The organism is Pseudorhodoplanes sp. (genome assembly GCF_046289595.1).
Taxonomy (GTDB): Bacteria; Pseudomonadota; Alphaproteobacteria; order Rhizobiales; family Xanthobacteraceae; genus Pseudorhodoplanes.
Window position 1 is genome coordinate 1 of sequence record NZ_JBKBVB010000032.1, and the last position, 24483, is coordinate 24483.

26 protein-coding genes are annotated in these 24483 nt (G+C 63.7%); 16 read left to right on the forward strand and 10 right to left on the reverse strand.

Annotation, left to right across the window (positions count from 1 at the left end; all coding sequences use genetic code 11):
* Positions 1 to 568: ATP-dependent protease subunit HslV (gene hslV, locus ACK41X_RS09060; RefSeq protein ID WP_409721618.1), on the reverse strand; the 568-nt coding region annotated here is incomplete at its 3' end.
* A 125-nt stretch (positions 569 to 693) separates the two neighbouring features.
* Between hslV and hisB the strand changes: the two genes are divergently transcribed.
* The 4 genes from hisB (at position 694) to hisA (ending at position 3366) form a co-directional block, all read left to right on the forward strand.
* On the forward strand, positions 694 to 1287 hold the full coding sequence (gene hisB, locus ACK41X_RS09065) for an imidazoleglycerol-phosphate dehydratase HisB (protein WP_409721621.1): 594 nt from the start codon (positions 694 to 696) through the stop codon (positions 1285 to 1287).
* Positions 1288 to 1350: 63 nt separating this feature from the next.
* Positions 1351 to 1872, forward strand: coding sequence for a DUF2628 domain-containing protein (locus ACK41X_RS09070; RefSeq protein WP_409721623.1), 522 nt, complete (start codon positions 1351 to 1353; stop codon positions 1870 to 1872).
* Between the two features lie 10 nt (positions 1873 to 1882).
* The gene (gene hisH / locus ACK41X_RS09075) at positions 1883 to 2533 is read left to right on the forward strand and encodes an imidazole glycerol phosphate synthase subunit HisH (RefSeq protein ID WP_409721626.1); all 651 of its coding nucleotides are present in this window, start codon (positions 1883 to 1885) and stop codon (positions 2531 to 2533) included.
* Between the two features lie 86 nt (positions 2534 to 2619).
* Positions 2620 to 3366, forward strand: coding sequence for a 1-(5-phosphoribosyl)-5-[(5-phosphoribosylamino)methylideneamino]imidazole-4-carboxamide isomerase (hisA, locus tag ACK41X_RS09080; protein ID WP_409721628.1), 747 nt, complete (start codon positions 2620 to 2622; stop codon positions 3364 to 3366).
* Positions 3367 to 3532: 166 nt separating this feature from the next.
* Here hisA and ACK41X_RS09085 read toward each other — a convergent pair whose 3' ends face one another.
* The gene (locus tag ACK41X_RS09085; RefSeq protein ID WP_409721631.1) at positions 3533 to 4270 is read right to left on the reverse strand and encodes a DUF3800 domain-containing protein; all 738 of its coding nucleotides are present in this window, start codon (positions 4268 to 4270) and stop codon (positions 3533 to 3535) included.
* A 49-nt stretch (positions 4271 to 4319) separates the two neighbouring features.
* Here ACK41X_RS09085 and hisF point away from each other — a divergent pair, with 49 nt between their 5' ends.
* On the forward strand, positions 4320 to 5096 hold the full coding sequence (gene hisF / locus ACK41X_RS09090; RefSeq protein ID WP_409721634.1) for an imidazole glycerol phosphate synthase subunit HisF: 777 nt from the start codon (positions 4320 to 4322) through the stop codon (positions 5094 to 5096).
* A 6-nt stretch (positions 5097 to 5102) separates the two neighbouring features.
* On the opposite strand, the gene ACK41X_RS09095 is transcribed toward hisF, so the two are convergent.
* Complete coding sequence (locus tag ACK41X_RS09095; protein WP_409721637.1) at positions 5103 to 5639, reverse strand: SH3 domain-containing protein; 537 nt, start codon at positions 5637 to 5639, stop codon at positions 5103 to 5105.
* Between the two features lie 140 nt (positions 5640 to 5779).
* On the opposite strand from ACK41X_RS09095, the gene ACK41X_RS09100 reads away from it, so the two are divergent.
* Positions 5780 to 6781 (forward strand): 2-hydroxyacid dehydrogenase, encoded by a 1002-nt coding sequence (locus ACK41X_RS09100; RefSeq protein ID WP_409721640.1) that lies wholly within the window; start codon positions 5780 to 5782, stop codon positions 6779 to 6781.
* A 127-nt stretch (positions 6782 to 6908) separates the two neighbouring features.
* Positions 6909 to 7286 carry a hypothetical protein gene (locus tag ACK41X_RS09105; protein WP_409721643.1) on the forward strand — a complete coding sequence of 126 codons (378 nt, stop codon included), beginning with the start codon at positions 6909 to 6911 and terminating at the stop codon, positions 7284 to 7286.
* 4 nt (positions 7287 to 7290) lie between these two features.
* Here ACK41X_RS09105 and ACK41X_RS09110 read toward each other — a convergent pair whose 3' ends face one another.
* Entirely contained in the window at positions 7291 to 8091 is an 801-nt protein-coding gene (locus ACK41X_RS09110) for a HesA/MoeB/ThiF family protein (RefSeq protein WP_409721646.1), read from the reverse strand.
* Positions 8092 to 8239: 148 nt separating this feature from the next.
* Here ACK41X_RS09110 and ACK41X_RS09115 point away from each other — a divergent pair, with 148 nt between their 5' ends.
* The gene (locus tag ACK41X_RS09115) at positions 8240 to 9649 is read left to right on the forward strand and encodes a serine protease (RefSeq protein ID WP_409721649.1); all 1410 of its coding nucleotides are present in this window, start codon (positions 8240 to 8242) and stop codon (positions 9647 to 9649) included.
* Positions 9650 to 9830: 181 nt separating this feature from the next.
* Here the strand turns inward: ACK41X_RS09115 and ACK41X_RS09120 are convergent, their stop codons facing one another.
* Together ACK41X_RS09120 and ACK41X_RS09125 are read right to left on the reverse strand one after the other, a co-directional pair.
* The gene (locus tag ACK41X_RS09120) at positions 9831 to 10604 is read right to left on the reverse strand and encodes an enoyl-CoA hydratase (RefSeq protein WP_409721652.1); all 774 of its coding nucleotides are present in this window, start codon (positions 10602 to 10604) and stop codon (positions 9831 to 9833) included.
* Positions 10605 to 10715: 111 nt separating this feature from the next.
* Positions 10716 to 11495, reverse strand: a complete 780-nt coding sequence (locus ACK41X_RS09125; protein ID WP_409721655.1) for an alpha/beta hydrolase — start codon at positions 11493 to 11495, stop codon at positions 10716 to 10718.
* 254 nt (positions 11496 to 11749) lie between these two features.
* Here ACK41X_RS09125 and ACK41X_RS09130 point away from each other — a divergent pair, with 254 nt between their 5' ends.
* Positions 11750 to 12958: a glycosyltransferase gene (locus ACK41X_RS09130; protein ID WP_409721657.1), complete on the forward strand. Its 1209-nt coding sequence runs from the start codon at positions 11750 to 11752 to the stop codon at positions 12956 to 12958.
* Positions 12959 to 13158: 200 nt separating this feature from the next.
* Entirely contained in the window at positions 13159 to 13698 is a 540-nt protein-coding gene (infC, locus tag ACK41X_RS09135; RefSeq protein ID WP_409721732.1) for a translation initiation factor IF-3, read from the forward strand.
* Between the two features lie 24 nt (positions 13699 to 13722).
* On the opposite strand, the gene ACK41X_RS09140 is transcribed toward infC, so the two are convergent.
* The gene (locus tag ACK41X_RS09140) at positions 13723 to 14706 is read right to left on the reverse strand and encodes a class I SAM-dependent methyltransferase (RefSeq protein ID WP_409721660.1); all 984 of its coding nucleotides are present in this window, start codon (positions 14704 to 14706) and stop codon (positions 13723 to 13725) included.
* A 374-nt stretch (positions 14707 to 15080) separates the two neighbouring features.
* Here ACK41X_RS09140 and rpmI point away from each other — a divergent pair, with 374 nt between their 5' ends.
* The 6 genes from rpmI (at position 15081) to ACK41X_RS09170 (ending at position 20444) form a co-directional block, all read left to right on the forward strand.
* Positions 15081 to 15281, forward strand: coding sequence for a 50S ribosomal protein L35 (gene rpmI, locus ACK41X_RS09145; protein WP_409721663.1), 201 nt, complete (start codon positions 15081 to 15083; stop codon positions 15279 to 15281).
* A gap of 64 nt (positions 15282 to 15345) precedes the next feature.
* The gene (gene rplT / locus ACK41X_RS09150) at positions 15346 to 15717 is read left to right on the forward strand and encodes a 50S ribosomal protein L20 (RefSeq protein WP_409721665.1); all 372 of its coding nucleotides are present in this window, start codon (positions 15346 to 15348) and stop codon (positions 15715 to 15717) included.
* A 105-nt stretch (positions 15718 to 15822) separates the two neighbouring features.
* Positions 15823 to 16905, forward strand: a complete 1083-nt coding sequence (pheS, locus tag ACK41X_RS09155; protein ID WP_409721667.1) for a phenylalanine--tRNA ligase subunit alpha — start codon at positions 15823 to 15825, stop codon at positions 16903 to 16905.
* A 2-nt stretch (positions 16906 to 16907) separates the two neighbouring features.
* Complete coding sequence (locus ACK41X_RS09160; protein ID WP_409721669.1) at positions 16908 to 17372, forward strand: hypothetical protein; 465 nt, start codon at positions 16908 to 16910, stop codon at positions 17370 to 17372.
* A 109-nt stretch (positions 17373 to 17481) separates the two neighbouring features.
* The gene (gene pheT, locus ACK41X_RS09165; RefSeq protein ID WP_409721671.1) at positions 17482 to 19899 is read left to right on the forward strand and encodes a phenylalanine--tRNA ligase subunit beta; all 2418 of its coding nucleotides are present in this window, start codon (positions 17482 to 17484) and stop codon (positions 19897 to 19899) included.
* A 119-nt stretch (positions 19900 to 20018) separates the two neighbouring features.
* Entirely contained in the window at positions 20019 to 20444 is a 426-nt protein-coding gene (locus ACK41X_RS09170; RefSeq protein WP_409721674.1) for a BA14K family protein, read from the forward strand.
* 265 nt (positions 20445 to 20709) lie between these two features.
* Here ACK41X_RS09170 and ACK41X_RS09175 read toward each other — a convergent pair whose 3' ends face one another.
* From ACK41X_RS09175 to ACK41X_RS09185, 3 genes are all read right to left on the reverse strand, one after another.
* Positions 20710 to 22137 carry an NAD-dependent succinate-semialdehyde dehydrogenase gene (locus ACK41X_RS09175; protein WP_409721677.1) on the reverse strand — a complete coding sequence of 476 codons (1428 nt, stop codon included), beginning with the start codon at positions 22135 to 22137 and terminating at the stop codon, positions 20710 to 20712.
* A gap of 203 nt (positions 22138 to 22340) precedes the next feature.
* Positions 22341 to 23126, reverse strand: a complete 786-nt coding sequence (locus tag ACK41X_RS09180; protein WP_409721679.1) for an enoyl-CoA hydratase — start codon at positions 23124 to 23126, stop codon at positions 22341 to 22343.
* A gap of 109 nt (positions 23127 to 23235) precedes the next feature.
* Positions 23236 to 24477, reverse strand: a complete 1242-nt coding sequence (locus ACK41X_RS09185; protein WP_409721682.1) for a CaiB/BaiF CoA transferase family protein — start codon at positions 24475 to 24477, stop codon at positions 23236 to 23238.
* Positions 24478 to 24483 lie beyond the last annotated feature (6 nt).

The window sequence follows — 24483 nt, forward strand, 5'->3', positions numbered from 1 at the left end:
CCGCATCGAGCGTTTCCACCGTGACGCTGCGGTTGGTATAGACGCAGATATCGGCGGCGATATCGAGCGATTTGCGCACGATCTCCTCCGCCGATAGCGGACCGTCGGCGAGCGCACGCGCGGCGGCGAGAGCGTAATTGCCGCCCGAGCCGATGCCGGAAATGCCCGATTCCGGCTCCAGCACGTCGCCATTGCCGGTGAGCACCAGCGAGACCTGCTTGTCGGCGACGATCATCATCGCCTCGAGTCTTCGCAGATAGCGGTCGGTGCGCCAGTCCTTGGCGAGCTCCACGGCCGCGCGCAGCAATTGTCCCGGATATTGCTCGAGCTTCGATTCCAGGCGCTCGAACAGGGTGAAGGCGTCCGCCGTGGCCCCGGCAAAGCCCCCGATTACCTCGCCCTGCCCTGCCTGTCCTTTGCCCAGACGGCGCACCTTCTTGGCATTGGCCTTGACGATGGTCTGGCCGATCGAGACCTGGCCGTCGCCGCCGACCGCCACGACGCCGTTCTTGCGGACCGTGAGGATCGTGGTGCCGTGCCAGAGCGGGGAAATTTCAGGAGAGGACATGCGGATTAACCCTGTGCGAACGGAGATTTAGGGAAGGGAGAAGGCGTTTGCAAATCGGCAGGAGCCAGGTGGCAGAATGACGGCAGCCCTGTTACAAGGCCGCCCGAATATCGAGGATCGACGCCATGCGCAAAGGTCAGATCGCGCGCAAAACCAAGGAAACCGATATCGCGGTCGAGGTCGCAATCGACGGCTCCGGCCGTTCCGCCATTGCGACCGGCATCGGCTTTCTCGACCATATGCTCGATCTCCTGGCCCGGCACTCGCGCATGGACCTCACGGTCAAGGCCAAGGGCGACCTGCATATCGACGACCACCACACCACGGAAGATGTCGGCATCGCGCTCGGACAGGCGGTGAAGCAGGCGCTGGGCGACATGAAGGGCATCACCCGCTATGCCGACGTGCATCTGCCGATGGACGAGACGCTGACCCGCGTCGCACTCGACGTGTCGGGACGTCCGTTTCTCGTCTTCAAGGTGACGTTCGGGCGCGACAAGATCGGCACCTTCGACACCGAGCTGGTCAACGAATGGTTCCAGGCCTTCGCCATGAATGCCGGCATCACGCTGCATGTCGAGACATTGTACGGGTCGAACGACCACCATATCTCCGAATCGTGCTTCAAGGGGCTCGCCCGCGCATTGCGGGCGGCGCTTGCAATCGATCCCAAGGCGGCAAACGAGATTCCGTCGACCAAGGGTTCGCTGGGAAACTAGCGTCCGGGCTCAAGGTCTCCGCTTTCGCGGGGACGGGCGGTTGCGAGACTGAGGAAGAACCGCATGGCCGTTTACACCGTTCATCAGCCGCCGCTGGGCAAGGGCGAGAACACGCCGGACCCGGCGCGCTTCACGTTTGTGCGCGACGGCTTCTATGTCTGGGGCTTCGTGCTCTCGTTGTTCTGGATGCTGCGGCACCGGATGTGGCTGGTGGCGGTCCTCTTTGTCGCGCTCGAAATCCTGCTCGAAGCCGCAATGCGCTATGCCGGCGTCACCAGCGGCTGGCGCTCTCTCGTTTTCGTCGCCATCGCCTTTCTGGTCGGGCTTGAGGGCGCGACGCTGCGGCGCTGGACGCTGAAGCGGCGCGGCTTCACCAATGTCGGCGTCGTGGTTGCCGACAATCAGGACGATGCGGAACGGCGCTTCTTCGTGAACTGGCAGGCGGGAAAGCGGCCGCATGCCGCCCCACCTCCGGCGCAGGCCGAGAACGTGGTGCGCGGACCGGTCAACCCGCGCCCGGCCTATCCGCAAAGCAATATGACGGGCGTGATCGGCTCGTTCCCGCAGCCCGAGCGGCGGCCGTGACAATACGACCATGACCACGGCGATCATCGATTACGGCTCCGGCAATCTGCATTCTGCAGCAAAGGCGTTCGAGCGCGCGGCACGCGAGCATGCGCTGAACGGCGCCATCGTCGTGACCGGCGATCCAGAACGGGTAACCCGCGCCGACCGCATCGTGCTGCCGGGCGTCGGCGCGTTTGCCGATTGCCGCCGCGGCCTCGATGCCGTGCCCGGCATGGTGGAAGCGTTGAACGAACAGGTCGTTCGGCGCGGCAAGCCGTTTTTCGGCATCTGCGTCGGCATGCAGCTGATGGCCTCGCGCGGCCACGAGAAGGAGGTGGTCGAGGGACTCGGCTGGATCGCGGGCGAGGTCGACCGCATCCATCCTTCCGACCCCTCGCTGAAAATCCCGCATATGGGCTGGAACACCTTGCGCGCGCGGAAAGCCCATCCGCTGCTCGACGGCATCGCGACCGGCGACGACGGCCTGCATGCGTATTTCGTGCATTCGTACCAGCTGACGCCGGCCGATCCGGCCGATCTGGTGGCGCAGGCCGACTATGGCGGCCCGGTCACGGCCATTGTCGGCCGCGACAATATGGTCGGCACGCAATTCCATCCGGAAAAGAGCCAGAAACTCGGGCTTGCGCTGATCGCCAATTTCCTGAAATGGAAGCCGTGAACCCTTAGCCGGTCATTCCGGGGCGCGCCTGAAGGGCGCGAACCCGCCGCTCTGCGGCTCGCCGGAATGACGATCGAGAGAGTTGCGTGATCCTGTTCCCCGCCATCGATCTGAAAGACGGCCTCGCCGTTCGCCTCGAACAGGGCGACATGGCGCGCGCCACCGTCTTCAACCGCGACCCCGCCGATCAGGCTTTGTCCTTTGCGCAGGCCGGTTTCGATTATCTTCATATCGTCGATCTCGACGGCGCCTTTGCCGGCAAGCCTGTCAACGCGCGGGCGGTGGAGCGCATTCTCGAAGTCACCAACAGCCGCGTGCAGCTCGGCGGCGGCATCCGCGACATGGCGACGGTGGACGGCTGGCTCGGCAAAGGCGTCGACCGCATCATCATCGGCACCGCGGCGGTGCGCGATCCGGCGCTGGTGCGGCAGGCTGCCGCCGCCTTTCCGGGGCGGGTCGCGGTCGGGCTCGATGCGCGCGACGGCAAGGTCGCGGTGCAGGGCTGGGCGGAAGCCTCCGAACTGACGGTGCTTGATATCGCCAGGCGCTTCGAGGACGCCGGTGTCGCCGCGATCATCTACACCGACATCTCGCGCGACGGCATGCTGAAGGGCATCAACTGGGACGCGACCTTCGCGCTTGCGGACTCAATTTCGATTCCGGTGATCGCGTCGGGCGGCCTTGCCTCCATTGAGGACGTTAAAGCGTTGCTCGATCCGCGTGCGAAGAATCTCGAAGGCGCGATTGCGGGGCGCGCATTGTATGATGGGCGGCTCGATGCCGCGGAGGCGCTGGCGCTGATCCGCGCAGCGAAGCCTGGGACAAATTCTTGAGCAAACCGAATCACTTAGCCAAGAAGCCCTTGATTCATATTAAGAATCTTGATTTTCTAGAGCTTAAAGTGTATATCTGAAATACTCTCGCAGCCCGAATCCGCCACCTATGGTGGCGGGCCCGCTCAAGGCGGTGGCGGAAACGCCTAGGGCTGCGAGACGCATTTCAGCGAAGTCGGCGGTGCCAAATCGTAAACTTCCCGCCGATGGAAGTGTCCTTGAACACATCGACGATACGCGCTCGATGAAGAATGTACTGGGACAGGAATGTTTTTGGTTCCGAGGCGCCCGGCTCCATATCGTGCCTGTTCAAACGGTAGGCGACGGCACCAATTAGCAGGTCCACGAGTTGCAGAGCATATTGGCTTTTGGAATCTTGGAAATGTAGCCGCCTAAACGGCCAGTCTCTGAGATCGCCTTTCTTCCTAATGCCGAAATTCAAGATGGATCGAAGCTCTTCCGTCGAGCTTCTCGTGTTCCTGTGATCCGGATAGACGTGAAACAGGCGCTGTCGATACAGGCGAGCGAATTTCATACAAAGCTGATACACATCTTTGTTGAACCCAATCTCCCGTGACCCCTTATTGAAGACTTTGTCCTTCAGCTTTGGCATGTGAACGACCAAGGAATGAAACTCCATTGGTTTGCAGTCTCTGTCTCCGTCAAAGAAAAAATCGATAACCCGCTTATAGGCGTCGAGCTTTGATCGAGAGACTTTGGCCCATTTCATTTCGCCGAATGGCAGTTCGGGTTTTCGTGCTTGAGCTATCAGTTCGTTAAATCGGGAGGTACAGCTCTTGTGAAGGATCAAGCCGCCAAGAACCAAGTATTCATGGCGGTTCTGACTTGATTCATCGAGATAGATATCACTTATCTCGTCTTCTTCCGGGGCGACTCGGCGCATGTTCGATTGTATCACATCATAACTGCAACCGAAGTGCGAAAGAGAGCGTATGTTCAAAGTCCGAATCATTCCCTGTCTCGACGTAAAAGACGGCCGCGTCGTCAAGGGCGTCAACTTCGTCGACCTGCGCGATGCCGGCGATCCGGTGGAAGCTGCCATCGCCTATGACGCGGCGGGCGCCGACGAACTGACCTTCCTCGACATCACCGCGAGCCACGAGGACCGCGGCACCATGCTGGACGTGGTCCGGCGCACCGCCGAAGCCTGTTTCATGCCGGTGACGGTCGGCGGCGGCGTGCGCACGGTCGACGACATTCGAACGCTGCTGCAATCGGGCGCCGACAAGGTGTCGATCAATACCGCAGCGGTGCTGCGCCGCGACTTTGTGCGCGAGGCCGCAGAGAAATTCGGCGATCAATGCATCGTGGTCGCGATCGATGCGAAGACGGTATCCGCGCCTGGCGAAACACCCCGCTGGGAAATCTTCACCCATGGCGGCCGCAAACCCACCGGCATCGATGCGGTGGAATATGCGCAGGAGGTCGTGAGTCTTGGAGCGGGCGAAATTCTCCTGACCTCGATGGATCGCGACGGCACCAAGGCCGGCTTCAACATTCCGCTGACGCGCGCGGTTGCCGATGCCGTGACCGTGCCGGTGATCGCCTCAGGCGGGGCGGGGACGCTCGATCATCTGGTCGAGGGCATTCGCGACGGGCATGCGACCGCGGTGCTGGCCGCCTCGATTTTCCATTTCGGCGAGTTCACGGTGCGGCAGGCCAAGGAGCACATGGCAAAGGCCGGGCTGCCGATGCGGCTCGATCCGTGAAAGCGCTTAATCCACCTTCTCGTTTGGATACACGCCCCAGAGCCGTACCTGCGGCACCCAGCCGTCGAAGTTTCGGCCGTTGACGCGGCACCAGGTGCCGTCGCAACGCCGGACCTGCGCCACCACGCCGGGCTGCAGCTGCGCACGGACCGCGCCGTCGGCTCTCGGGCCGTCCGAAACCGGGATCAGCTGATCCTTCTCGCGGGCGGTCACCACCGCGGTGCGGCGGCCGGACAACAGCGAGTGATAGACCCAGCCCTCGGCACCCTCCGAATCGCGAATCCGGCGCCAGTTTTCGAACTCGGCGGTAATCTCGACCGGCAGCCCTGACCGCGTGAACACCCAGGCGACGTCATGGTCCTTGGTCGGACCGGATCGGACATTCACGCGGTCCGATTTCAGGCTGACATAACGCGGCACCGGCAATCCGCTGACGCTGCCGGTTGCGGTCTCAGCGGCGGCGAAGGCGTGCGAATTGGCCAGAAAACTTGCGAAAATGCCGGCCATCGCGACGCGGCTGACGGTTTGTGTTGTTGCGGTCATCTGCTACATGGGAACGAAGACGCCGGTATCGAACGGCGCAGTGTCGGGGAGGCCGGTTAAGGAGGGCTGAACGGCACCGCGCGTCAACCATCCGGCCCGAAGGAACCGTCAGGCAACCGCGACCCGAGGCTCTACCGAGAATGCCGAACCGAAAAAAGCCCGTGGTGATCGTTACGCGCAAATTGCCGGAGCGCGTCGAGACCCGCATGTGCGAATTGTTCGATGCAAGGCTCAATCTCGATGACAAGCCGCTGTCGCAAGCCGAGCTAGCCGAAGCGGCCAGGACCGCCGACGTGCTGGTGCCGACGGTGACCGACCGCATCGATGCGGCGGTGCTCAGCCAGGCCGGACCCAATCTCAAGCTGATCGCCAATTTCGGCAACGGCGTCGACAATATCGACGTCACCACCGCTCTGTCGCGCGGCATCACCGTCACCAACACGCCGGGCGTCCTGACCGAGGACACCGCCGACATGACCATGGCGCTGATCCTCAGCGTTCCGCGGCGGCTGTCCGAAGGCGCGCAGGTTCTGACCGGCGACAAGGAATGGAGCGGCTGGTCGCCGACCTGGATGCTCGGCCATCGCATCTGGGGCAAGCGGCTCGGCATCATCGGCATGGGCCGGATCGGCCAGGCGGTGGCGCGCCGCGCCCGCGCCTTCGGCCTGCAGATCCACTATCACAACCGCCGCCGCGTCGCGGCGCAGATCGAGGAAGAGCTCGGCGCCACCTACTGGGAGAGCCTCGACCAGATGCTGGCGCGGGTCGACATCGTGTCGGTGAATTGCCCGCACACGCCCGCGACATTCCATCTGCTCTCGGCGCGCCGCCTGAAGCTGCTGCGGCCCGACGCCTATGTGGTCAACACTGCGCGCGGCGAGGTGATCGACGAGAATGCGCTGATCCGCATGATCGCCGCGGGCGAAATCGCGGGTGCGGGCCTCGATGTGTTCGAGCATGAACCGGCCGCCAATCCGAAGCTGGTCAAGCTCGCGCGCGAGGGCAAGGTGGTGCTGCTGCCGCATATGGGTTCGGCCACGGTCGAAGGCCGCGTCGACATGGGCGAGAAGGTGATCATTAACATCAAGACCTTCATGGACGGCCACAAGCCGCCGGATCGCGTGCTGCCGTCGATGCTGTAAATCTGGTTCCTGTGCGCCTTTAACCAATGCGTCGGGACGGGCTGCGGCGTGACGTCCGGTCCCTTTTGTCCGGAACGCTTCCGGGGCTAGAATAGTCAGAGTTTGGACGATGGACCGGAGGGTTCCGATGCGAGTCCTTTTGTCACTCGCGCTGCTTGCCCTGCTCTCTGCGCCTGCTCAGGCACAGGCGCTGACTGGCGACCAGATCAAGGCGATGTTCTTCAACGGCAAGCCGTTCGTCGCCACGTCCACGACGCGGCAGCGCTTCACCATGGTGTTCACCCCGGACGGCAAGGCGACGCGGGAGCCGATCAGGAAGGCGGGCGAACACGGCGAAAAGACCCAGGGAACCTGGCGCGTGGTCAAGGAGGGCTTCTGCACCTCCTGGAAACAGGGATCGCCGGCCAATTGCTATCGCCTCGTTCCCAATACCAGCGACGATACCAAATGGTCGGTGATGCGCGGCGCGGTTACGGTCGCAAGCTGGACCAAGCCCGCAGAATAGCGGCTCACATGTGAGCCGATAGATCCAGGATCGTCGGCCGCTCGCCCGATAGCGGATTGTGCGGATCCCAGGCATAGCTCAGCGTTTCGAAGCGCATCGCGCGCGCATCGATCATCAGGAGCCGCCCAACCAGCCCCTCGCCGAAGCCGACGATTTCGCGGATCGCCTCAAGCGCCATCATCGAGCCGGCAATGCCGGGCAATGCACCAAGGATGCCGGCTTCAGAACAGGCCGGGATCGACCCCGGCGGCGGCGGCTCCGGAAACAGGCAGCGATAGGTCGGGTTGGGCTCGCCTTGCGGGGTACGCTCGTGGGCGCGCAAGGTGGTGATCGCCGCATCGAATGGACCGAGCGCGCCGGTGATCAGCGGCTTCCTCGCGAGATAGCAGGCGTCGGAGACAAGATAGCGGGTCGCGAAATTGTCGCAGCCGTCGATCACCAGATCGTAGCGCGCAATCAATTCCAGCGCATTGCCCGGGGCGATCCGTGTCGGATGGCGCTCGACCGCGACATGCGGGTTGAGGCGGCCGATGGCTGCGGCGGCAGACTCGACTTTGAAATCGCCAATATCGGCCGTCGAGTGCACGACCTGGCGCTGCAAATTCGACAGCGACACGAGGTCGTCGTCGACAATGCCGAGCGTGCCGACTCCGGCCGCGGCCAGATAGTACAACACCGGCGCACCGAGCCCGCCGGCGCCGATCACCAGCACCCGCGCTTTCTTGAGCGCGGCCTGCCCGGGACCGCCGACATCGCGCAAGACGATGTGGCGGGCATAACGCTCCAGTTCCTCCCGGCTCAGCACGGCCTTGCTCCCGATCCTTGCCCGTAAGCCACACCGATCTTGCAACAACTGCCGCACAGGCCGTCAAGTCCTTGCGCAACAGCTCACGGCCCGCGCATCATAGTGCCGTATCCGGGACTTGAGGGGCGGCTGGGGGGTACTGGCTGACATGCATAAAGTTGCGTGGCTTATCGTGACCGCGCTCGCGCTTGGACCGCCGGTCGCGTCTCAGGCGCAGACGCCGGCAAATCAGCCGGCAGCCAAGACCAAGCCAGCCAAGAATGCCCCCGCCAAGAAGAATGCCGCCAGGGACAGGCCGGCAGCGCCCGCCGCGGTTGCCGCGACGCCCGCACAGAGAGCGGCGTATGCGGCCATGCCTGTTGCCGAGCGTATCGCGATCCAGTCGGACTTGATCTGGACCGGCGATTTGTCGGGTTCGGTGGACCCTGATTTCGGCGATCGCGCCATCGCGGCGGTCCGGACCTTCCAGCGCCGCAACAAATACGAGGAGACCGGCATCCTGACGGCAGAGCAGCGTCAGACGCTCGCCAATTCGATGCGCAGCCGCAAAGAGTATCACGGCTGGCAGCTGGTCGAGGACACAGCGACCCCCGGCGTACGGCTCGGCATTCCGGCCAAAATCGTTTCCAACACCGAGGTCGGCACCATCGGCACACGCTGGTCGTCCGGGCGCGGCGAGGTCCAGATCGAAACCTTCCGCGAGAAGATGGCGGGCTCCTCGCTGGAGGAATTGTTCGAGGAAATGAAGAAGCGGCCCGCGGGCCGGCGCGTCGAGAGCCATTCGATGCAGGCCAACGCGTTCTCGCTGTCCGGCATGCAGGGCCTGAAGAAGTTCCACGTGCGGGTCTACTTCAAGGACAACGAGGCGCGCGGGCTGACCATTCTGTTCGATCAGGCACTGGAAACCATCATGCTGCCGCTGGTGGACATTGTCGTCAGCTCGTATCTGCCATTCGGCGACCCGGCGACGGCATCCTCGGCACGCCGCGTCGACTACGGCTCCGGCATCGTGGTCAGCCGCGACGGCCATGTGCTGACCGAGCGGCAACTGACGCAGGATTGCCGCGGCATCATCGTCGCCGGTCTCGGCCCTGCCGACCGCATGGCCGAGGAAGCGGCGACCGACCTCGCGCTGATCCGCGTCGCAGGCGCGCGCAATCTGAAACCGCTGCCGCTGTCCACCGCACCGCCGAGCGGCGTCGAACTGACGCTGATCGGCATTTCCGAGCCACAAGCGCAGGACGGCGCACGCGAGGTGTCGACCCTGCCCGCCCGCCTGCAGGGGATCGACGGCGGGCGCGTGCTGCTCGATGCGCAACCGGCCCGCGGCTTTGTCGGCGGCGCTGCGGTCGACGGCGAGGGCCGTCTTGCCGGCATGGTCGACCTATCGACGGCATCCGTCGCTGGTCCCGCCGCCGGCGCGGCGCAAGCCTCGTTCGTTCCCACCGCGACCATCCGCAGCTTTCTGGACAAAGCCGGCGTCGCAGCGCTTTCCGGCACCGGCGACAAGGATACGGCGAAGAACGCCTTGGTGCGGGTGATCTGCGTGCGCATGTGAACCGTCATGCCGGGGCACGCCATCCGATCTCGGGTTTACCCGAGATCGGCACTGCACCTGCCCAAGTCGGCCATAGCCGACTTGGGTTGGCGCGTGAACGCGGAAACCGGCAGCACACGTCACGCATGTGAAATGGATTGCAGGTTCGCGCGCCGCGCATGCGCCGCGGAATGACTGGCAGCTACTTGTGCTCGAATTTCGCCGGGCGCTTTTCGACGAACGCCGCCATGCCTTCCTTCTGATCCCTGGTCGCGAACAGCGAGTGAAAGAGGCGGCGTTCGAACAGCACGCCTTCGGCGAGCGTGGTTTCGAACGCGCGGTTGACTGCCTCTTTTGCCATCATGACGGCGGGCAGCGACATCGAGGCGATGGCAGTGGCGATCTTCATCGTCTCGTCCATCAGCGAGGCAAGCGGTACCACCCGCGCAACAAGACCGGAGCGCTCCGCTTCCTCTGCATCCATCATCCGGCCGGTCAGCGTCATGTCCATGGCCTTGGCCTTGCCGATGGCGCGGGTGAGGCGCTGGGTGCCGCCGATGCCGGGAATGACGCCGAGCTTGATCTCGGGCTGGCCGAATTTCGCATTGTCGGCAGCGATGATGATGTCGCATTGCATGGCAAGTTCGCAGCCGCCGCCAAGTGCGAAACCCGCGACCGCAGCGACCACCGGCTTGCGGGCCCGCGCCGCCGCATCCCAGCCGGCGGCGAAATTGCCCATGAATGTATCCATGTAGCTCTTGCCGGCCATCTCCTTGATATCGGCGCCGGCGGCGAACGCCTTGTCCGATCCGGTGATGACGATGCAGCCGATGCCGTCGTCGGCTTCGAACGCGGCGATGGCCGCATTCAGTTCGCCGGCCAGCTCGGCGTTGAGCGCATTCAGCGCCTGCGGCCGGTGCAGCCGGATCAGTCCGACACGGCCATGGGTCTCAACCTGGATCGTGTGATAGTTCATCTTGCGTTGCCTGTGCCGTATCCCGCTCGTCCCCGCGCAGGCGGAAACCCCGAGCCAAGCGCGCTGGATTCCCGCTTTCGCAGGAATGAGCGGAGAGAGTGTGCCATTGCTTTAACTGAATTCACCGACCGCGGCCAGCAGCCGCTCGATGTCTTCCGGCCGCGACAGCCGGTGATCGCCGTCCTTCACAAGCGTCAGCACCACATCGTCGCGGGCGATCCGCGACACCAGCGATACCGCGTGCTCCCACGGCACATCTTCATCCTTCACCCCTTGCAGGATCCGCACCGGGCAACCGGTTTCGATCAGTCCGCCGAGCAGCAGGTGATTGCGGCCGTCCTCGATCAATCGGCGGGTGATGAGATAGGGCGCGTCGGAATATTCGGACGGCCGCTGCCACGAGCCCGTGGTCTCGATCTGCCTTTTGATGTCCGGCGGAAATCGCTCCCACATCAGCACTTCGGTGAAGTCCACTGCAGGAGCGACCAGAACCAGACCCGCGAGCGAGCCGTGTCCCGTCACGCGCCCCTCGCGGATGTCGCGCGCCAGCAGCAGGGAAATCCAGCCGCCCATCGAGGAACCGATAGCGATCGTCGGTCCGTCGCAGAATTGCGAGAAAACCGCGCGGCTTTCCTCAAGCCAGCGGCCGATCGTGCCATCGGCAAAGCTGCCGCCTGATTCGCCGTGGCCGGAATAATCGAACCGGATACAGGCGCGGCCTTGCTCCGCTGCAAACCGGTCGATCGCCTCTGCCTTGGTGCCTTTCATGTCGGACTTGAACCCGCCGAGCCACATCAGGGCGGGCCAACGTCCGGATCGCCGCCGTACCGCGATGGCCCGGCGGTCACCACCCTCACCCACCTCTATTGCAGTCAATTCTACGTCACTCATCGCCAATCCCGGTCTCCAATCATTCTTTCGCCGCAAAGCGGGATGCAGCCTCGCACCGGGCGACGATATCCTGCAACCGGTTTGCCTCGCGGCTCGACAAAGCCTAAGAGTTCGCTTTGTCCGGCCCGGTTTTGCGTACGCAAAATGTCTGTCATCAGGTCTTTGCAGTTCTGATACTGCTTGGCATGTCGAAGAGGTAAAGTGTGAATTCCGGTTCGGCCGCACGCAAGATTCGCCCTGCAGACGAGACGAGCGTGCCGACGGCCGTGCAGGCCCGCAATGTCGTGACGCAACTTCGCCCACTCACCGTGCTGATCGTCGTGCCGACATTGCAGGCCGGAGCCGCCGAAATGGGCGCCGTCGATCTGGTCCGGACGTTGGCTGCAGGGGGGCACCGCACCATCGTCATGTCCAAGGGCGGCCGCCTCGAATCGCGGGTGACGTCAGCCGGTGGCGAGTTTTTGTACGCCGATGTTGCGAGCAAGAATCCGGCGGTGATGGCGAAGAATGCTGCGGCGATCGCGCGCATCGTGCGCAGCCGGCATTGCGACATCGTTCATGCCCATGGCCGCGCTCCGGCATGGAGCGCGCTTGTTGCTGCGAAGCTGACCGGCGTGCCGTTCGTCACCAGCTGGTACAAGGGCTTCCGCGAGCAGAACGCGTTCAAACGCCTCTACAACAGCGTGATGGCGCGCGGCGACCGGATCGTCACCGTCAGCGACCAGCTCGCCGAACTGATCGGCGATCGCTATCGCGTGCCCCCCGAACGCATCCATGTCGTCCCGGCCAGCGTCGATCTTGCGCTGTTCGACCCCTCGCTCATCACCTCCGAGCGCCTTGAGGCCGTGCGCCGGATTTTCGGGGTGACGCCATCGGAAAAGGTGGTGCTGGTGGTCGGGCGCATGCTGCGCCGCAAGGGGCACCATGTCGCGGTTCAGGCTGCGCGCCGGCTCAAGGACATGGGGCTGAAGGATTTCGTCTTCGTCTTTGTCGGCGAAACCGGCGGCCATACGAGTTACGCGGGCGAAGTCTGGGACCAGGTTCTGGCCGGCGACCTGACCGACGTGGTGCGGTTGATCGGCCCGATCGACGACATGCCGGCCGGCTATGCCGCGGCCTCTGTCGTGGTCTCGGCGGCGATCCAGACCGAAGGCCTGCAGCGCACCATTCTGGAAGCGCAAGCCATGGAGCGGCCGGTGATCGCGTCCGACCTCGGCGCAGGCCCCGATGCCGTGCTGGCGCCACCCCTTGTTCCCGAGGACAAGATCACCGGGCTGCGCGTTCCGGCCGGGGATGACGCCGCGCTCGCCGCGGCCCTGGTCCGCTTCTTCTCCATGCCCGCCGCCCAGCAAACGGCAATCGGCGCGCGCGGCCGCCAATGGGTCGCCGAGCACTTCAATCAACCGGCTGTCACCGACCAGATGCTGCGGCTCTATGCCGGCCTGGTGCGCGGCAAGGGGTGAGCGCAGCGATACCGCTTTCGGCTCAAATCTGCGGGATTGCGCGGGATTTGGCCGGGTGGCCGTTGACTTGTGCCGGATTTGTCCCGATCTTTGCGCGGCTCGTGAACCGGGCGGACGCTTGGCAATGGCCGCTGCGGCCCTTTCGCCTTGAATGCGCACCTCTGGTCACGACCTCACTGCAACAACAAGGGAGATCATCCATTCGCCGTCCCATGAAAGCCGCGCCCCCCGTCCAGAAGGACGGTCCGCGCGTCAACGAGGAAATCCGCATTCGCGAGGTTCAGCTGATCGACCAGGCCGGAACCAATCTCGGCACGGTTCCGATTCAGGAGGCGCTCGCAAAGGCATCCGAAGCCGGGCTCGACCTCGTCGAGATTTCTCCAAACGCAACGCCGCCGGTTTGCAAGATCCTGGATTATGGCAAGTACAAGTTCCAGGCGCAGAAGAAGGCTGCCGAAGCCCGCAAGAAACAGAAAGTCGTCGAGGTCAAGGAGATCAAGCTGCGGCCGATGATCGACGATCACGACTATGACGTGAAGATGCGCTCGATGAAGCGCTTCTTCGAGGAAGGCGACAAGGTCAAGGTGACGCTGCGCTTCCGCGGCCGCGAGATGGCCCATCAGGAACTGGGCACGCAGCTCCTGGATCGCGTCAAGGCCGACCTTGCCACGCTTGCCAAGGTCGAGATGGATGCGCGGTTCGAAGGCCGCCAGATGATCATGATCCTTGCGCCGCGCTGACGCGGCGCCTTCATGTGCCGCCGGTCAGATCACCGGAGCGAGAGTGCGCTTGCGCCCCGCCTTGCGCGCGCGCTGCAACGCCGTCTCGCCATGCCGGCCCAGCACATTGGTCCCGATGGTCCAGGGCTTGTTGGCGCCGCTGACCACATTCACCAGTTTCTGGATCGGCAGCTGCTCGATGGCCTCGGGCGGGCGCGAGACGTAAAGATCGGCGACATAGACGCCTTCGGTCTCGTGTCCGCGCGTATCGATGCCGAGCGCTTCGACCGCGGCGATCGCCGCTTCCATCTCGCCGCGATCCGCAAAGCGCCGCTGCACGAAACTGGCGCCTTCGAATTTCTCGGTCACCAGCCCGTAATCCGACAGCGTTTTTGCGATGCCGTCATAGGGAAACATGCGCAGCACGAACGACGCCACCCAGGCCGGCTGTCCCCTGCGGGCCAGGGCGATGACACGCTCGAAGGTGCGCGAGGTGACGTAACCCACGCAGCCGGTCGACACGATGATGTCGGTATCGGCAATGGCGGCGGCCGCATCGGGATCGGGGTCGCCGGCCTCGAGATCGGCGCAGAAACCGCGGTCGACGGCGCCGCTGGCCTGCGCATACGAGATTGCGTTCTGCGAGATGTCGAGGCCGATCACCCGCACATTCGGATCGCGCGGCCAGGAACGGTAGAAGGCGCGGTCGAGGTCCAGCATCTGTTCGCTCGGCAAGGCCTGCAGCGCCGGCGCGGTATAGCGGTCCCGCAGGGCGTCGTAGCCGACCGCATATTTCATCAGCGCGCCGTTCAGTCCGTAGGACGAGCCAAGATCCAGAACGGTCACGGGCCTGTCCTGGGTCGCAGCGCGGGCGCGGATCAACTGGTCGAAGACCGGCTGCGCCAGATGCGGGATGATGTAGTCGAGCTGGCCGAGATAGTTGAAATACTGCCGGGGATCCTTCTCGATATAGATGTGGTCGAAATTGGCCTTGGCCTCGTTGACGTCAGAAAATGCCTTGGTCGCCATCAGGATCGCCCCTTTGTCGTTCAGTGAAAAGCAGTGCGCGCCCAAACAGGGCCTCTGCGCCGCGCCTCGCGTTTGTTGAAGATGAATGTTCCTTAACACGAGCGGGTAACAGGTCAAAGACGCCCGTCATGGTGGTGTCTTGATACCTACACCCGCCCTCACGCCGGGACGTGAGGCTGCGGCGAACCCGGCGAAGCGGTGAGACCTGTTGTCAATTTGCCGATCCTCTGCCATAACCCCGCCCGCTCGCCGCCCGGCTGGTAAGGGCTGCCGTGGCGGCGACACTTGCTCAATCAGCAAACGCGCTCGTTTCGAGCCATTCCCGGCAGACGGACGGCTTTTGCCGAACGTCAGAGCCGTATCAGGAGAGCCAAATGCCCAAACTGAAGACCAAGTCAGGCGCCAAAAAGCGCTTCAAGATTACCGGCTCGGGGAAGGTGGTTTCCGCCCAGGCCGGCAAGCGCCACGGCATGATCAAGCGAACCACCAAGCAGATCCGCAACCTTCGCGGCACGCGCGTCCTGTTCAAATCGGACGGCGAGAACATCAAGAAATACTGGATGCCGAACGGCTGAGCGCCGCACGCAGCCTGCCTTTCTAGGTTTCTGCTTACAGTTTTTTCGCTTCAGGAGATCAGTCATGGCCCGCGTCAAACGGGGCGTCACGTCCCACGCCAAGCACAAGAAGGTTCTGAAGGCCGCCAAGGGCTTTTACGGCCGCCGCAAGAACACCATCCGCATCGCCAAACAGGCGGTGGAGAAGGCCAACCAATACGCCTATCGCGACCGCAAGCGGAGGAAGCGCACCTTCCGCGCGCTGTGGATCCAGCGCCTGAATGCCGCGGTGCGTCCGTTCGGTCTGACCTATAGCCGCTTCATCGACGGCCTGAACAAGTCCGGCCTCGAGATCGACCGCAAGGTGCTGTCGGACCTCGCCATCCGCGAGCCTGCGGCGTTCGAGGTCATCGTCCAGAAGGTCAAGGCTGCCCTGCCGGCTCAGGCAGCCGTTTAGCTGTTGTCATGGCCGGGCTTGTCCCGGCCATCCACGCCTTCAAGTCTTTCAAGACGTGGATGCCCGGCACAAGGCCGGGCATGACGGATGAAACAGGCGTGCATCATGTCCGATATCGCTCAACTCGAATCGACGATCCTGCAAGACATTGCCGCGGCCTCCGACGAAGCCGCTCTGGAAGCGGTGCGCGTCGCCGCGCTCGGCAAGAGCGGATCGGTCTCCGCGCTTTTGAAAACGCTCGGCACGATGACGCCCGACGAGCGCAAAGCCAAGGGGCCCGCCATCAACGGCCTGAAGGACGCGGTGAACGCGGCCCTTGCAGCACGCCGCGACGCCCTGAAAAACGCCGCGCTCGACGCCCGTCTCAACACCGAAACGCTCGATGTCACGCTCCCGGTTCGCGAAAGCCCGGCGGAAACCGGCCGCATTCACCCGATCTCGCAGGTCATCGACGAACTCACTGCGATTTTCGCCGATATGGGCTTCGCCGTCGCGGAGGGCCCGGACATCGAGACCGACGATTACAACTTCACCAAGCTGAACTTTCCCGAAGGCCATCCGGCCAGGGAGATGCACGACACGTTCTATTTCAACCCCAAGCCCGACGGTTCGCGGCTGCTGCTGCGCACCCACACCTCGCCGGTGCAGGTGCGCACCATGCTGGCGCAAAAGCCGCCGATCCGCGTCATCATCCCCGGCCGCACCTATCGAAGCGACAGCGATCAGACCCACACGCCGATGTTTCATCAGGTCGAGGGTCTGGTGATCGACAAGGGTTCGCATCTCGGCCATCTGAAATGGATTCTCGCCGAGTTCTGCAAGGCGTTCTTCGAAGTCGATAACGTCAAAATGCGGTTCCGGCCGTCCTTCTTTCCGTTCACCGAGCCTTCGCTCGAAGTCGACATCCAGTGCAGGCGCGACAAGGGCGAGATCCGGTTCGGCGAGGGCGAGGACTGGCTCGAGATCCTTGGCTGCGGCATGGTGCATCCGAATGTGCTGAGGAATTGCGGGCTCGATCCCGACGAATATCAGGGCTTTGCCTGGGGCATGGGAATCGACCGCATCGCCATGCTGAAATACGGCATGCCCGATCTGCGCCCGTTCTTCGAGGCCGACATGCGCTGGATTTCGCATTACGGCTTCCGGCCCCTCGATTTCCCGACGCTGGCGGGAGGATTGAGCAGCTGACGATGGCCGATTCCGGGATACCGAAGGAAGGAATCGCCGGCCTCATTGCCGCGTTCACCAACCGGTTGGACGACGCGACGACCGCTTCATACGCGCAGCTTCTGGCGGGCTGGAACACTGGCCGCACCGAAGCCACTTTCGCCGCGTTTCAATCGCTGGATGCGAAAGCCTCCGGCCTCCTGACGCATGTATCGATGATGATCGCCGGGCTCGGCATCGTTGCGCCACTCCTTGCGCAGCATCGCATCGAGGAGGTCGTGATCGTCTGCGAGATTATCGTCTATCTGGCGATCGCAGTCGGCTGCCTGCGCTGCCTCGCGGTCAGGGCGGCGGCAGAACTGAAAGGCTCGCATATCGAGCGCGAACTGATCATCAAGCACGAGCTTTACAGGCTGTGCAATCAGGCCACGATTTATTTCACGATCCTCGTGTTTATCAGCTTTCCGATCATGCTGATCTGGTCATAGGCAATTACGAGATCGCGCATGAAGTTCGTTCTCGCCGATGCCGCCTCCTGGTCCCTTCCCCCGCTTGCGGTGGAAGGGAGCGCGCCAGCGCAATCCGAAAGATAACCCCATGAAATTCACCCTCTCCTGGCTCAAAGAGCATCTCGACACCGACGCGAGCCTGCCGGAAATCGCCGACAAGCTCACCATGATCGGACTTGAGGTCGAGAAGATCGAGAATCCGGCGGAGAAATACGCACCCTTCAAGGTCGTCGAAGTGATCTCCGCCGTGCAACATCCGAATGCCGACCGGCTGCGCGTGTGCATGGTCAATACCGGCGAGGGCAAACCGCTGCAGATCGTCTGCGGCGCGCCGAATGCGCGGGGCGGCATGAAGGCCGTGCTGGGTTTGCCCGGCACCTATATCCCGTCGAAGGACATCACGCTGAAGGTCGGCAAGATCCGCGACGTCGAAAGCCAGGGCATGCTGATTTCCGGCGCCGAGATCGCGTTCAACGACGACCATTCCGGGATCATCGAAATGCCGGCCGATGCGCCGGTCGGCGTGCCGTTCGCGGACGTGCTCGGCCTCAACGATCCGGTGATCGAGATCAATCTGACGCCGAACCGCGCCGACTGCACCGGCGTGTCCGGCATCGCCCGCGATCTTGGCGCCACCGGTATCGGCAAGTTTCTGGAGCGCACGCCGAAGCCGGTGAAGGGCGCGTTCCCCTGCCCGGTCGATGTCACGCTCGATTTCGGAACCACGCCGTCGCTCTGTCCGGGCTTTGCGCTGCGGCTCATGCGCGGCGTCAGGAACCGACCCTCGCCGGAATGGCTGCAAAAGCGGCTGACCGCGATCGGACTGCGCCCGATCAATGCGCTGGTCGATATCACGAATTTCATGACCTATGACCGCGGCCGCCCGCTGCATGTGTTCGATGCGAAGAAGGTGCACGGCAATCTGGTGGTGCGGCGTGCGAAGGCCGGCGAGGAACTGCTCGCGCTCGATGGCAAGACCTACACGCTCGACGATTCGATCTGTGTGATCGCCGACGACAAGGGCGTGGAATCGCTTGCCGGCATCATGGGCGGCGAACTGTCCGGCTGCGACGAGACCACCACCGACGTGCTGATCGAATCGGCGCTCTGGGAGCCGATCAACATCGCCCAGACCGGGCGCAAGCTCGGCATCAACTCCGATGCACGCTACCGCTTCGAGCGCGGCGTCGATCCGAATTTCATGGTGCCGGGCCTCGAACTGGCGACGCAGATGGTGCTCGAGCTGTGCGGCGGCGAGCCGTCGGAAATCGTCGTCAAGGGCGGCGAGCCGGCCGAGGACCGGCCGATCGATTTTCCGGTCGACGAGGTGAAGCGTCTGACCGGACTCGAGGTGCCATTCGGCGAGGTGAAGCGCATCCTGACCGGTCTCGGCTTCTTCGTCGCCGGTTCGGGAAAGGTCGTGAAGATCGCGGCACCGTCCTGGCGCGCGGATGTCGAGGGCAAGGCCGATATCGTCGAGGAGGTGGTGCGGATCGTCGGCGTCGATCGCGTGCCGCTGACGCCGTTCGAACGCGGCGACGCCCCGCGCAAGGCGGTGCTGACGCCGATCCAGGTGCGGACCCGCAAGGCCAAGCGGGCGCTTGCCGCACGCAATCTCGGCGAGGCTGTCACCTGGTCCTTCATCGCAAAGGCCGAAGCGGAATTGTTCGGCGGCGGTCAGCCGGAACTGGCACTGGCCAATCCGATCGCGTCCGATCTGTCGGATATGCGGCCGAGCCTGCTTCCCGGTCTCATTGCGGCGATCCAGCGCAACGCCGACCGCGGTCTCTCCGATGTCGGGCTGTTCGAGGTCGGGCAGATTTTCAGGGGCGACCGGCCCGAGGATCAATATACCGCCGCGGCCGGATTGCGGCGCGGCCTGTCGCATGCCGGCGGTAGCGGTCGCTTTTGGGCAAACGGCAACAAGGAGCCCGATGCGTTCGAGGCGAAGGCTGACGCGCTCGCGGCATTGGCTGCCGCCGGCGCGCCGATGCAGGCGCTGCAGATCGTGCCGGGCGGACCTGCGTGGTTTCATCCGGGCCGCTCCGGCACCATCCAGATCGGGCCGCAGAACGTGCTCGGCCATTTCGGCGAATTGCACCCGCGGGCCCTCGAGGCGCTGAAGGCGGACGGCCCGCTGGTCGGCTTCGAGGTGATCCTTGAGCGAATTCCTGAGCCGAAGGCGAAGCCGACGCGGGCAAAGCCTGCGCTCGAATTGTCGGCCTTCCAGCCGGTGTCGCGCGATTTCGCCTTCATCGTCGACAAGAGCGTCAAGGGCGGCGATCTGGTCCGCGCCGCGCAGAATGCCGACAAGAAGCTGATCGCCGGCGTGACCGTATTCGACGTCTACGAGGGCAAAGGCATCGAGCCCGGCAAGAAGTCGATCGCGATCGCCGTCACCATTCAGCCGCGCGAGAAGACCATGACGGACGCCGAGATTGAGGCGATCGCGGGCAAGATCGTGTCGGAAATCGGCAAGCGCACCGGCGGAATTCTGCGCGGTTGAGCCGCAAGATGGACGAAATTCAAGCTGCGATGCGTCGCATTGTCTCGCCCTGCAGGGAAACATATCGCTGCTTTAATCGTTTGCCACGCTGGATGTCTTGAAATCTGGAGACGTACAGCATGACTGCATCGAAATTCCTGACGGCATCAGCCGGTCTTTCCGCATTGGCACTGGCGGCATTTCTGGCACCGTCCACCGCCTCTGCGGCGCCAGCCGCCGCCGGGCTCTCTTCCCTGGGTGCTCCCGACAAGCAGCTCGTGCAGCAGGTCCAACATCGCGGACGCTATTATCGCGGCGGCCGCCATTACGGCTATCGCGGGTATCGCGGCCGCGACGCAGCCATCGCCGGCGGCATCATCGGCGGCCTTGCCCTCGGTGCGGCAATCGCGGGTGCCGCTGCCGCGCCGCCGCCTCCCGTGGTCTATGCGCCGGCTTATGGCGCGCGCGCCGACTGGATTGCGTATTGCTCGTCGAAATACCGGTCCTTCAATCCGGCGACCGGTCTCTATCTTGGCTATGACGGACAATACCATCCCTGCCGCTAGAGCGTGGCTGATTTTGTCTGAACCGGACGGGATGTCCGGATCAGCGCGAACAGAGTTCAAGATGCTGGCTGCATTGGTAGCCAGCATCTATCGACCAAGCCTATTCGTTTGATCTGCGCGAACGCGCGTTGCGGCTGCTTCGAGAGGAATCAGCGCGAGCGGAGTCCGCGCCGACACCGCCGAAACAACGCGTAGACCGCGCAGTGCGGTGGCTCCGCGTCCCTTGGCGATGGAATGGCGAAGCCCGTCACACGGTCCCCGGAACTCACCCCTGCGAGATGAACTTGCGGTTGGTATAGGCCTCAAGCCCCTCGATGCCGCCCTCTGAGCCGTAGCCGGATTCCTTGATGCCGCCGAACGGCGTTTCCGGCGTCGAGATCGCAACCGAGTTGACGCCGACCATGCCGGATTGCAGCGCGTCGCCGATCATGGTCGCGGTCTGCGTGTTCGTGGTGAAGGCATAAGAGGCGAGCCCGAACGGCAGCGAATTGGCGCGTTCCACCACTTCGTCGAAGCTTTTGAACGGCACGATCGGGGCTACCGGACCGAACGGCTCCTCGGTCATGATCTTGGAATCGTCCGGCACGTCGGTGATCACGGTCGGCTCGAAGAAATAGCCCTGGTTGCCGCGCCGCTTGCCACCGGTGACGATCTTGCCGCCGCGGCTCTTGGCATCGTTCACGATCGCTTCCATGGCGTCGAGCCTGCGCGCATTGGCGAGCGGTCCCATGGTCGTATCCTTGTCCAGTCCGTCGCCGAGCTTCACGTTGTTGGCGAACTCGGTGAAGCGCTTGAGGAAGCGGTCATAGACGCCTTCCTGCACATAGAACCGGGTCGGCGAGATGCAGACCTGTCCGGCATTGCGGTACTTGAACGCGGCGATGGTGTCGGCGGTCTTTTCCGGGTCGGCGTCGCCGAACACCACGACCGGCGAGTGGCCGCCAAGCTCCATGGTGGCGCGCTTCATGCCTTTCGCGGCAAGCCCGGCGAGCAGTTTGCCGACCGGCACCGAGCCGGTGAACGAAATCTTCTTCACGCTGTCGGCGCCGATCAGATGCTCAGACACCTCGGCGGGCACACCGAACACGAGATTGAGCACGCCCTGCGGCAGGCCGGCATCGGCGAAGCATTTCACCAGCTCGACGCACGAGCCCGGCGTCTCTTCCGAGGCCTTCACGATGATCGAGCAGCCGGCCGCCAGCGCGCCCGCGATCTTGCGCACCGGAGTGAGCGTCGGGAAATTCCATGGCGTGAAGGCGGCCACCACGCCGACCGGCTCCTGCAGCACGAGCTGGCGGATATTCTTAGCTCTGCCCGGCACGATGCGGCCGTAGGCACGGCGGCCCTCCTCGGCGAACCAGTCGATGATGTCGGCGGTTGTGACGACTTCGATGCGGGCTTCGGCAAATGGCTTGCCCTGTTCCTGCACCATCACGCGGGCGATATGCTCGACGCGCTCGCGCACGAGATCGGCAGCCTTGCGCATGATCTTGCCGCGTTCATAGGCGCTGGTGGCGCGCCACACCGCGAGCCCCTTGTCGGCTGCGGCAAGCGCGCGATCGAGATCGGCCTTGGAGGCATGCGGCAGTGTGCCGAGCGACTTGCCGCTGGCGGGGTTGATCACCTCTTCGCCCTTGCGGCCCGCGCCATTGAGCCATTCGCCGTCGATGTAAAGCTGAAGGTCGGTGTACATGCCTGTTTCCTCACACTCGATGTCATCACCGGCTTGACCCGGCGATCCACCTTACAAAGGGTGGCGATGGGTGCGCGGCTCAAGTTCCGCGCATGACGCGGTGAAATTTCGTCGCGTGGGTCTTAGCAGCTTTGCACTGGCGCAGCCACCACGTCGCTGTGCGATTACATTTCACAAAGTGAAATTGCTGAGCGACACACGCGCTATTGCCCCGTAAAGACGGGCTTGCGCTTTTCCATGAACGCGGTGCGGCCCTCGACATAATCCTTGCTGTCGAAACAGCGCTTCACCGCAGCCGCGACGCTGTCGATGTCGCGCTCGATTTCATCCTTCAGGAGTTCGCTGACCGCATATTTTGCGGCGCCGATGGTGAGCGGCGCATTGCCCGCGATCGTGTCGCCGTAGTTCTTCACGTAGGTCTCCAGTTCGGCATCCGGCACCACCCGGTTGACGAAGCCCATCATCCGCGCCTCCTCGGCGTCGAATTGCCGCGCCGTGAAAAAGATTTCCTTGGCGAAAGAGGGGCCCACCACGTCCATCAGCCGGCGGATACCCTTGTGGTCGTAGCCGAGACCGAGCTTGGCCGCGGGAATGCCGAATTTCGAACCGGGCGTGCAGATGCGCATGTCGCAGCAGGTCGCCAGCGCCATGCCGCCGCCGATGCAATAGCCGCGGATCATGGCGATGGTGGGTTTCGGAAATTGATGCACGCCGGAAAACGCCTGTTCGGTGGTGGCGTTATATGTCGCAACCGCTTCCTCGCTCGACCGCTCGGCGCCGAATTTCGAAATGTCGGCCCCCGATACAAAGGCTTTGCCGCCAGCGCCGGTCAGCACCACGACGCGAATCTCGGGATCGTTGCGAAACGACTCCAGGATGTCGCGCGTTGCCGCCCACATCTCGAGCGACACCGCATTGTGCCGTTCGGGATTGTTGAAGATCAGGTAGCCGACCCCGCCGTCCTTGCGCGAGAGCATCTTGTCGGTCATTTGCTCAGTCCCTTCCGTATCCGTCATGGCCGGGCTTGACCCGGCCATCCATGTCTTTGCTTGCTTCAATACGCGGATGCCCGGCATAGGCCACTCATGACGGCCAAAACTAAACCGCGCCCGCGTTCTTTAGCGCCTCGATCTCGTCCTTGCTGAAGCCGAATTCGGCGAGCACCTCGTCGGTATGTTCGCCACGCTCGGGCGTGGGCATCGCGATCCTGCTTTGTGTGCGCGACAGCGTGAAAGGCTGACGGATCACCTGCAGCGTGCCGCGATCCGGCGTCTTCATGTCGGTGGCGATGCCGAGATGCTGCACCTGCTTGTCCGCAAACATCTCGTCGATCGTGTAGATGGGACCGGCGGCGACACCCGCCGCGTTCAGCCGCTCGATCCAGGATGCACTGTTATCGGACGCCAGCGTCTTTTCGATATCGGCGTTGAGCGCGTCGCGATTTTTCAGCCGCAGCGCGTTGGTGGCGTAATCGGGATGTTCGATCAGGTGTTCGCCGCCGATCGCCTTGCAGAAGCGCACCCAGCTGGGCGAGCCGGTGGTGGCGATGTTGATATGGCCGTCCCTGGTCCTGTAGACGCCGGTCGGCACGCTGGTCGGGTGGTTGTTGCCGGCCTGGCCCGGCACCTCCTTGTCGATCAGCCAGCGCGCCGCCTGAAAATCGAGCAGGAAAATCTGCGCCGCCAGGAGCGAGGTCTCGATATACTGCCCCTCGCCGGATTGCTCGCGTTCGAGGAGCGCGGTCAGCGCGCCGATCGCCGCGAACAGTCCTGCCGCCATGTCGGCAACGGCGGCGCCGGCCCGGACCGGTCCCTGTCCCGGCAATCCGGTCACCGACATCAGCCCGCCCATGCCTTGCGCGATCTGGTCGAAACCCGGCCACTTTTCGTAGGGACCGTCCTGACCATAGGCCGATATGCTGACATAGACGATGCGCGGGTTGACCGCCTTGAGGTCCGGGTAGTCAATCCGCAGCCGCCGCTTCACGTCGGGCCGGTAATTTTCGATCACGACATCGGCCTGTTGGGCGAGCCGCAACAAGGCACCGCGGCCGGCCTCACTCTTGAGGTCGAGTGTAATCGAACGTTTGTTGCGGTGAAGATTCTGGAAATCCGCCCCGTGCCGCGCGCCGCCGATCGGGTCGCCGCCCTCAAGCCGCTCCGGCGCTTCGATCTTGATGACATTTGCGCCCCAGTCCGCGAATTGCCGCGCGCAGGTCGGGCCGGCACGGACCCGGGTCAGATCCAGCACGGTGAAACGGGCAAGCGCGGTGGAGGCGCGCGGGATGGTCGTGGATGCCGGCAAGGTATTCTCCGGAGACGGGCGGACAGGCGCGACCATTCCCGA

What these genes read in the sequence shown, in the direction of transcription:
- hisB (WP_409721621.1), top strand. Translation starts at nt 694, where the DNA reads ATGCGCAAAGGTCAGATCGCGCGCAAAACCAAGGAAACCGATATCGCG.
- ACK41X_RS09070 (WP_409721623.1), top strand. Translation starts at nt 1,351, where the DNA reads ATGGCCGTTTACACCGTTCATCAGCCGCCGCTGGGCAAGGGCGAGAAC.
- hisH (WP_409721626.1), top strand. Translation starts at nt 1,883, where the DNA reads ATGACCACGGCGATCATCGATTACGGCTCCGGCAATCTGCATTCTGCA.
- ACK41X_RS09085 (WP_409721631.1), bottom strand. Translation starts at nt 4,270, where the DNA reads ATGCGCCGAGTCGCCCCGGAAGAAGACGAGATAAGTGATATCTATCTC.
- hisF (WP_409721634.1), top strand. Translation starts at nt 4,320, where the DNA reads ATGTTCAAAGTCCGAATCATTCCCTGTCTCGACGTAAAAGACGGCCGC.
- ACK41X_RS09095 (WP_409721637.1), bottom strand. Translation starts at nt 5,639, where the DNA reads ATGACCGCAACAACACAAACCGTCAGCCGCGTCGCGATGGCCGGCATT.
- ACK41X_RS09100 (WP_409721640.1), top strand. Translation starts at nt 5,780, where the DNA reads ATGCCGAACCGAAAAAAGCCCGTGGTGATCGTTACGCGCAAATTGCCG.
- ACK41X_RS09105 (WP_409721643.1), top strand. Translation starts at nt 6,909, where the DNA reads ATGCGAGTCCTTTTGTCACTCGCGCTGCTTGCCCTGCTCTCTGCGCCT.
- ACK41X_RS09115 (WP_409721649.1), top strand. Translation starts at nt 8,240, where the DNA reads ATGCATAAAGTTGCGTGGCTTATCGTGACCGCGCTCGCGCTTGGACCG.
- ACK41X_RS09120 (WP_409721652.1), bottom strand. Translation starts at nt 10,604, where the DNA reads ATGAACTATCACACGATCCAGGTTGAGACCCATGGCCGTGTCGGACTG.
- ACK41X_RS09125 (WP_409721655.1), bottom strand. Translation starts at nt 11,495, where the DNA reads ATGAGTGACGTAGAATTGACTGCAATAGAGGTGGGTGAGGGTGGTGAC.
- ACK41X_RS09140 (WP_409721660.1), bottom strand. Translation starts at nt 14,706, where the DNA reads ATGGCGACCAAGGCATTTTCTGACGTCAACGAGGCCAAGGCCAATTTC.
- rpmI (WP_409721663.1), top strand. Translation starts at nt 15,081, where the DNA reads ATGCCCAAACTGAAGACCAAGTCAGGCGCCAAAAAGCGCTTCAAGATT.
- rplT (WP_409721665.1), top strand. Translation starts at nt 15,346, where the DNA reads ATGGCCCGCGTCAAACGGGGCGTCACGTCCCACGCCAAGCACAAGAAG.
- pheS (WP_409721667.1), top strand. Translation starts at nt 15,823, where the DNA reads ATGTCCGATATCGCTCAACTCGAATCGACGATCCTGCAAGACATTGCC.
- ACK41X_RS09160 (WP_409721669.1), top strand. Translation starts at nt 16,908, where the DNA reads ATGGCCGATTCCGGGATACCGAAGGAAGGAATCGCCGGCCTCATTGCC.
- pheT (WP_409721671.1), top strand. Translation starts at nt 17,482, where the DNA reads ATGAAATTCACCCTCTCCTGGCTCAAAGAGCATCTCGACACCGACGCG.
- ACK41X_RS09170 (WP_409721674.1), top strand. Translation starts at nt 20,019, where the DNA reads ATGACTGCATCGAAATTCCTGACGGCATCAGCCGGTCTTTCCGCATTG.
- ACK41X_RS09175 (WP_409721677.1), bottom strand. Translation starts at nt 22,137, where the DNA reads ATGTACACCGACCTTCAGCTTTACATCGACGGCGAATGGCTCAATGGC.
- ACK41X_RS09180 (WP_409721679.1), bottom strand. Translation starts at nt 23,126, where the DNA reads ATGACCGACAAGATGCTCTCGCGCAAGGACGGCGGGGTCGGCTACCTG.
- ACK41X_RS09185 (WP_409721682.1), bottom strand. Translation starts at nt 24,477, where the DNA reads ATGGTCGCGCCTGTCCGCCCGTCTCCGGAGAATACCTTGCCGGCATCC.